Genomic DNA, 5,503 nt, shown 5'->3' with positions numbered 1-5,503 from the left:
TGGCGGTTCTACACCGCTCGCAACACGAACTGGGACACACTCGTCACATCGACCGGGACGTCGACAACTACGGAACAGTCGGATGCGATTCCCGTCCGAGTTCACGCGTATCCGTCACAGATTGGCCCGCGCGCAGAGCCCGTTCGTGATGGCCCGGATATCATCGACACGTGGGGGACTGACCGGGTGTCTCCCCGTGAGACGATCGGCGAAAACGTGACTGTCGAGGTCGTCAACGAGACGTACACGCCCACGTACGGGCTGGCCGTCCGTGCAGAGTCCGTCGACCGGGAGGCGCTTCGGGTGGGTGGGATCGTTCGCGGCGTGAATGCCACGATTGTCGACCCCCAAGTCGGGTCGGCGCGACAGCTTCGCGAGAGTAACCTCTCTGTTGAGCTCGTTTCGCAGACGACGTCGAACGCGACGCTTCGAGTTGAGTTGCACGATAACCAGACGGGTGCGCCGATCGCGTCGAATGGGAGTGACCGACAGTACCCGATTGGCGGGTCGTCACACAGCGGCTACATCACGGTGGGTGACCAGCGCGTTGCGACCAACGAGAGTGGCGTCGCAGTCGTCACACTGGACGAGCCGGGGATCTACACCGCCCGCTACCACCCCGGCACGTGGCTTGGCCACGACCCGGCGTATGTGGGTGATACGGCCTCCGTTCGCTGGCACCCACTCGGGACTCTCGAGGGCTGGGTTACGTTCGTATTCGAAGTCGGCTGGCAGGCGATTCCGTTCGTCGTGACGTTCTACGCCGGTCGCCGACTCCTCCGCATGTTTGGACCGACAGATAGCGACTACCGAAACCAATGATTCCAACCGATTCACCGATTGATAGACGTACCGTCCTCCGAACCGTTGGCGGGGCCGCCCTCGCCAGCGTTGCCGGCTGCCTCGATGGTAGCCGTAACTCGGGCACAACGACGCCCGACCAGACATCGGCGACGACCGAGCGTGCTGGTCCCCTCTCACGCATCGCTGTTGAGGGGCAAGCCATCGTTGTGCAGGTTGATGCTGACGCACCCGTCGAACAGGTGAACCTCATTCAGCCGAATGGAGAGCTCTTCGGGAAGCGCGGGCTTGCCGCCGGCGCACGACAGGTTTCGTTCGAAATCGGGACTGCCTACGAGCCCGGTAAGTATCGTGTCGTCGCGCTAGATGGTGAGGAGACTGTTGCTGAGGGTTCTCTCGAGATTAGCCCTCAGATTGAGATTCAGGACGTTGGGCTGTTTCGAAATGTACCGGATAAGCCGTGGGACGAGGTCTACGGTGAAAGTCCGACTGATGCAAAAAAGAACGGTGAGGCATTCGTCACGGTCAAAAATAGAGGGAGCGGACCGAATGCCATCGTTGAACTCCACTTTGCTGGTGACGTTCCTAATCCAATCGAAAACCCACGTGGGAACGGAATCTATGAAGAAAGTAGCGTCGTCGTCCCTGCAGGAGAAACAGTTGATATTTTCAGTAGCTCATTCCCATTCGGTTCAGCCATTGGAGAGGATGGGATGGGCTGTTCGACTGATGGGAATCGTGGCCAGTTTACTGTTGTCGTAGACACTCGAGTCGCAGCTCGGCAGGTCACAAAAGAGTACAACGTGGCATACACTGACGCCGAAGAGATGCAAAACTGCGAGATTACGATTAGCGAGGCATAGCGATGGTTGATCTCATTGACGTCGTATTAGAGGGTTTCAAAGACATTGTTGGTTGGATTATTGGTCTCTTCATGGACGCCCTGTCAACGGGGTACAACACCCTTTCCGAGGAGATGTTTGGGACCCCGACACCCGAGACAGATGGCGTATTCATTTTTGGAGAACCAGCCAGTGAGCCGTGGTTGACTATTCGAGATGCGCTCGTTGGTGGTGAGATAATGCTCATTGCATTGTTATTGCTCGTCATCTGTGTTCAAGCACGGCACGCTATCCGAATATTCAATGTTGGTAGTGCCTACGAGGCCAGAAAAACGAAGAAAACTGCATGGGTTGGTGCATCTTTGATTGTTGTCTGGTATTGGGTTGGTGTCCTTTCGCTTTACCTTATTGATGGATTTGCTCTCGCCTTACTCCCAACTATGGATTCGATTCGAAATGCTATGTTAGGTTTCCTTGGTGTAACGATATCTAACCCTGCTCTCTCCCTAGTGTTTGCGCTAATTGGTGGGCTCTCAATGTGGGCTCTAGAAGCACTATTCTACATCCGGAAGATCCTGGTCTATGTCTATCTCTACGGGATGCCGGTTGCAATCGCACTCGGGTACGGAAATGTGCCTGTCGTCTCTGACGTTGCAATGGGGTTCTGCAAGAGGTTCGTCCCTCTCGCTGTCCTCCCTTTGCCTGCTGCAGTCGTTTTCAAGGGTTATGACCTGATCTACGGTGGCGGAACAATGGTCCCACAGACCGACTTCCTGAAGTTCTTAGTTGCTACCTCGCTCCCGCTGGTTGCTCTCTACATTACGTGGAAGACATTCACGTACGCGACACCCCTCACCGCGAAGGTGATCGGTGGTGCAACGCGAGGTGCAGCCCTGGTCGGCGGCGTCGCAGTTGGTGCGTACGTTGGTGGCGCTGGCGTTGCGACGACGGCTGCCCGCTGGGGGCCGAAAGCCGCCGCCGGCCAAGCCCTCGCCCAGAGAGCAGCCGCACAGCGTGACTCGACTGATGACAGCGACGGACTGCCGTCGTACCGGCGGACCGAAAACGAACCCCGAACCCGCTAACAATGTCGACAGATCAAGACACAGCCGCCCGGCGTATCATGGACCAGTTCGGCGAAGCGAGTCGCATCCCCTACCTCAACATCGAAGAGGGCGACGTCGGCATCCTCATCGCTCTCCCCATCTGTGGGTTACTCCTCGCCGGCCTCACGGGCATTGAATCACTCGCCGTCCCGCTTATCGCAAGCGGCCTCGGGATGGGTGCAGCCATCGTCTACGTCACCCCCGACCATCTGAACGCGTGGACCTGGACGAAAGACGTCTATCGCTACGCCAAACGCCCCCGGATTACGCTGAGTGCGCCAGAGCACCCTGACGGCCAAACGAACGAGACCGTACGCAACGAGGGCGGGCTCGCGAACTACACGCCATTCACGCCGGACGAGCGAACCCAAGACCTCACGAATATCGAGCGAGCGTGGCCTGGCGCCGGCGCGATTCAGCGGACTGACGGCGCGATGGAGGCGTTCATCGAGATCGACCCGGGGAACATGGACTTCGCGATGGCCGACGACTGGGCCCAACTCCAGGACGCAGGCGCCGAGTTCGCTAACAAAGAACTCGACTCGAAGCTCAAATTCCACGCAACAACCCGGTCATTCCCGGTCGAACAGATCACCGAGACGATCGAGGAGCGACTCACCGACGAAGACGTCACACAGAACCCGATCTTCCGGAAACTCCTCGAGGAGTATCGGGAGACGCGGCCCAAAGAGATGCGTGACCGCGGCATCCAGCAAGTTCGGTACTACATCGGCGTAGAAGTCTCCCCACTCGAAGTCTATGACCGATACCGCGACGAGGGAACGCCGGCTGAAAAGCTGACGCAGTTCCCCGTGATTGGCATTCTTTTCAACCCGTTCGTCACCCGGCGTGCGGACCTCTCCGATGTCGAACGCCGCGCCCAGATGTTCGAGAAGCTGGACGACCGGATTGCGGATGTCCGTTCCGAATTCATCCAGCAGGCATCCGGCTGGTCTGCCCACCGACTCAGCACGGTCGAGTTGTTCGTTCTGAACATGGACTTCTGGAACGGCGAGGAACACGACTTCGAGACCAAAGCAGACGTGATCCGCGAACAGCCGATTCTCAGTCGCTCACGCCGGGAGGAGGCGTTCAATGCGTAATCTCCCGTTGCAGTCGAGTCGTGATATTCTCTCACAACTCACCCAGTGGGCTCAACAGCCAACATCCCCCGAAGGTGCAGCGCTCTATCTGGGGACTATCGTGGTGCTCGGCGTCGGCGGGACAGCCCTCTGGCAGCGGTACCGCACCGACGACGAGCTGGAAGTCGACTTTTCGGATGTCCTCGACGAGGAAACCCTCGAAGCGGGTGACGCAGAAGGCCAACTCCTCGACGACATCTCGGAGTCACACAAGACGGCGACAGCACCGGCGGCAATCGAATGGGAGACACGAGCTGCCCGTGTCGGTGAGCAATGGACGACGACGCTGTACATCGCTGATTACGCCGACTACCCGAATGACGGCTACCTGAGTGACCTCTTCGAGTTGACTGACGTCGAGTTCGACCTCACGGCGCACATCACGCCGAAGAACCAGCAACGCGCACGAAACGAACTACAGGACATTGCGGACGACCTGCAGGTCGACGCTGATTTAGAACAGAGCGTCCGGAGTGAGTACCTCCAAGAGCGAGCCAACGAAGCGGCGGCGACGTACAAGGCCGTCGAGAGCGGTGCGAGTGTGTTCGACCAAGGCCTGTACGTCACCGTCCGCGCCGACGACACGGACGACCTCCGAGATGCCGTCAGAGCAGTCAAAAGCGCGCTCCGTGACGAACCGGCGAACCTCACGCCGAAGACGGCTATCTGCCGGCAGGACCTCGCACTCCAGTCTGCCGCCCCAATCGGCGACAACGTGTTCGGTCGGGAGTCGATTGCCCTCGGGGGTGCTGTTGGTTCTCTCTTAGCGTCGCCACACAACGCGACGATTCTCGAAGAAGGGGGCGTTGAGTTCGGGATTCACAAGGACAACCAGAGTCCGGTCGTCATCGACCCGTTCGCCCGCGATAACGGCTATGCGATGTTTACGGTGGGAGACACGGGCTCTGGCAAATCGTTCGGTGCGAAAGAGAACTTCATCCGGTCGATCGAACAGAGCAAGGACCGCATCGGCATCATTCTCGAACCGCTCAACAACTGGACGGGCGTCTCCGAAGCGCTCGATGCCAAGCGAATTACCGTCGGCGGGACGCTCGGGCTGAACCCGCTCGAAATCCGCCAGACGCCCGAACACGTCCAGCGGGCGATGGGTGAAGACGCGAGTCCGTTCAACGAGAAACTCGACGACGCGATGAGCTTCCTGACGAATTTCTTCGCTCTCCGTGGCATCTCACTCGGCGACCGCCGAACGACGCTCGAACTCGGTCTCAGACAGGCCTACGAGCGTCATGGCATTACGGATGATATCACGACACACGGTAACCCGAGCCCGACGATTCGACAAATGCTGGATGTCTTCGAAGAGATGGTTGACGACCCCGAATCGTTCGTCGTCCGGTCGGATGCGGAAGCCGAGAAACTTAGCGACGACGCAACATGGTTGATCGACCAACTGCGGCCCTTCGAAGAAGCGGGCCGCTACGCGAACCTCGGAAAAGAATCGGAGTTCGACATCCGTGACGAGAAGGTCATCTACCTCGACCTTGCACAACAGGAGGGCAGCGTCGACAGCAGCACGGCGCTGACGATGCAGTTGCTCATCTCGCTCGTCTACGAGCGAGCGAAAGAGACGGACAAAGAGGTCGTGTTCGTG

4 protein-coding genes and 1 pseudogene are annotated in these 5,503 nt (G+C 58.7%); all 5 read left to right on the top strand.

Going from position 1 to position 5,503, the window contains the following annotated elements; genetic code table 11:
- Window positions 1-822 (top strand): annotated as a pseudogene (locus tag AUR65_RS12140) (hypothetical protein); the annotation flags it as partial.
- Window positions 819-1,664, top strand: a complete 846-nt coding sequence (locus AUR65_RS12135) for a hypothetical protein (RefSeq protein ID WP_084816448.1) — start codon at window positions 819-821, stop codon at window positions 1,662-1,664. The pseudogene AUR65_RS12140 and the gene AUR65_RS12135, both read left to right, overlap by 4 nt.
- Before the next feature lie 2 nt (window positions 1,665-1,666).
- Window positions 1,667-2,728 (top strand): hypothetical protein, encoded by a 1,062-nt coding sequence (locus tag AUR65_RS12130; protein ID WP_058567117.1) that lies wholly within the window; start codon window positions 1,667-1,669, stop codon window positions 2,726-2,728.
- Between the two features lie 2 nt (window positions 2,729-2,730).
- Window positions 2,731-3,852: a hypothetical protein gene (locus AUR65_RS12125; protein ID WP_058567116.1), complete on the top strand. Its 1,122-nt coding sequence runs from the start codon at window positions 2,731-2,733 to the stop codon at window positions 3,850-3,852.
- The coding region (locus tag AUR65_RS12120; protein ID WP_058567119.1) for a VirB4 family type IV secretion system protein at window positions 3,845-5,503 on the top strand (1,659 nt) is incomplete at its 3' end. The genes AUR65_RS12125 and AUR65_RS12120, both read left to right, overlap by 8 nt.

Source organism: Haloferax marisrubri, from assembly GCF_001469875.2.
Lineage (GTDB): Archaea > Halobacteriota > Halobacteria > Halobacteriales > Haloferacaceae > Haloferax > Haloferax marisrubri.
Note: the sequence above shows the minus strand (reverse complement) of the source record. Positions and strands in the feature narration are given on the sequence as shown.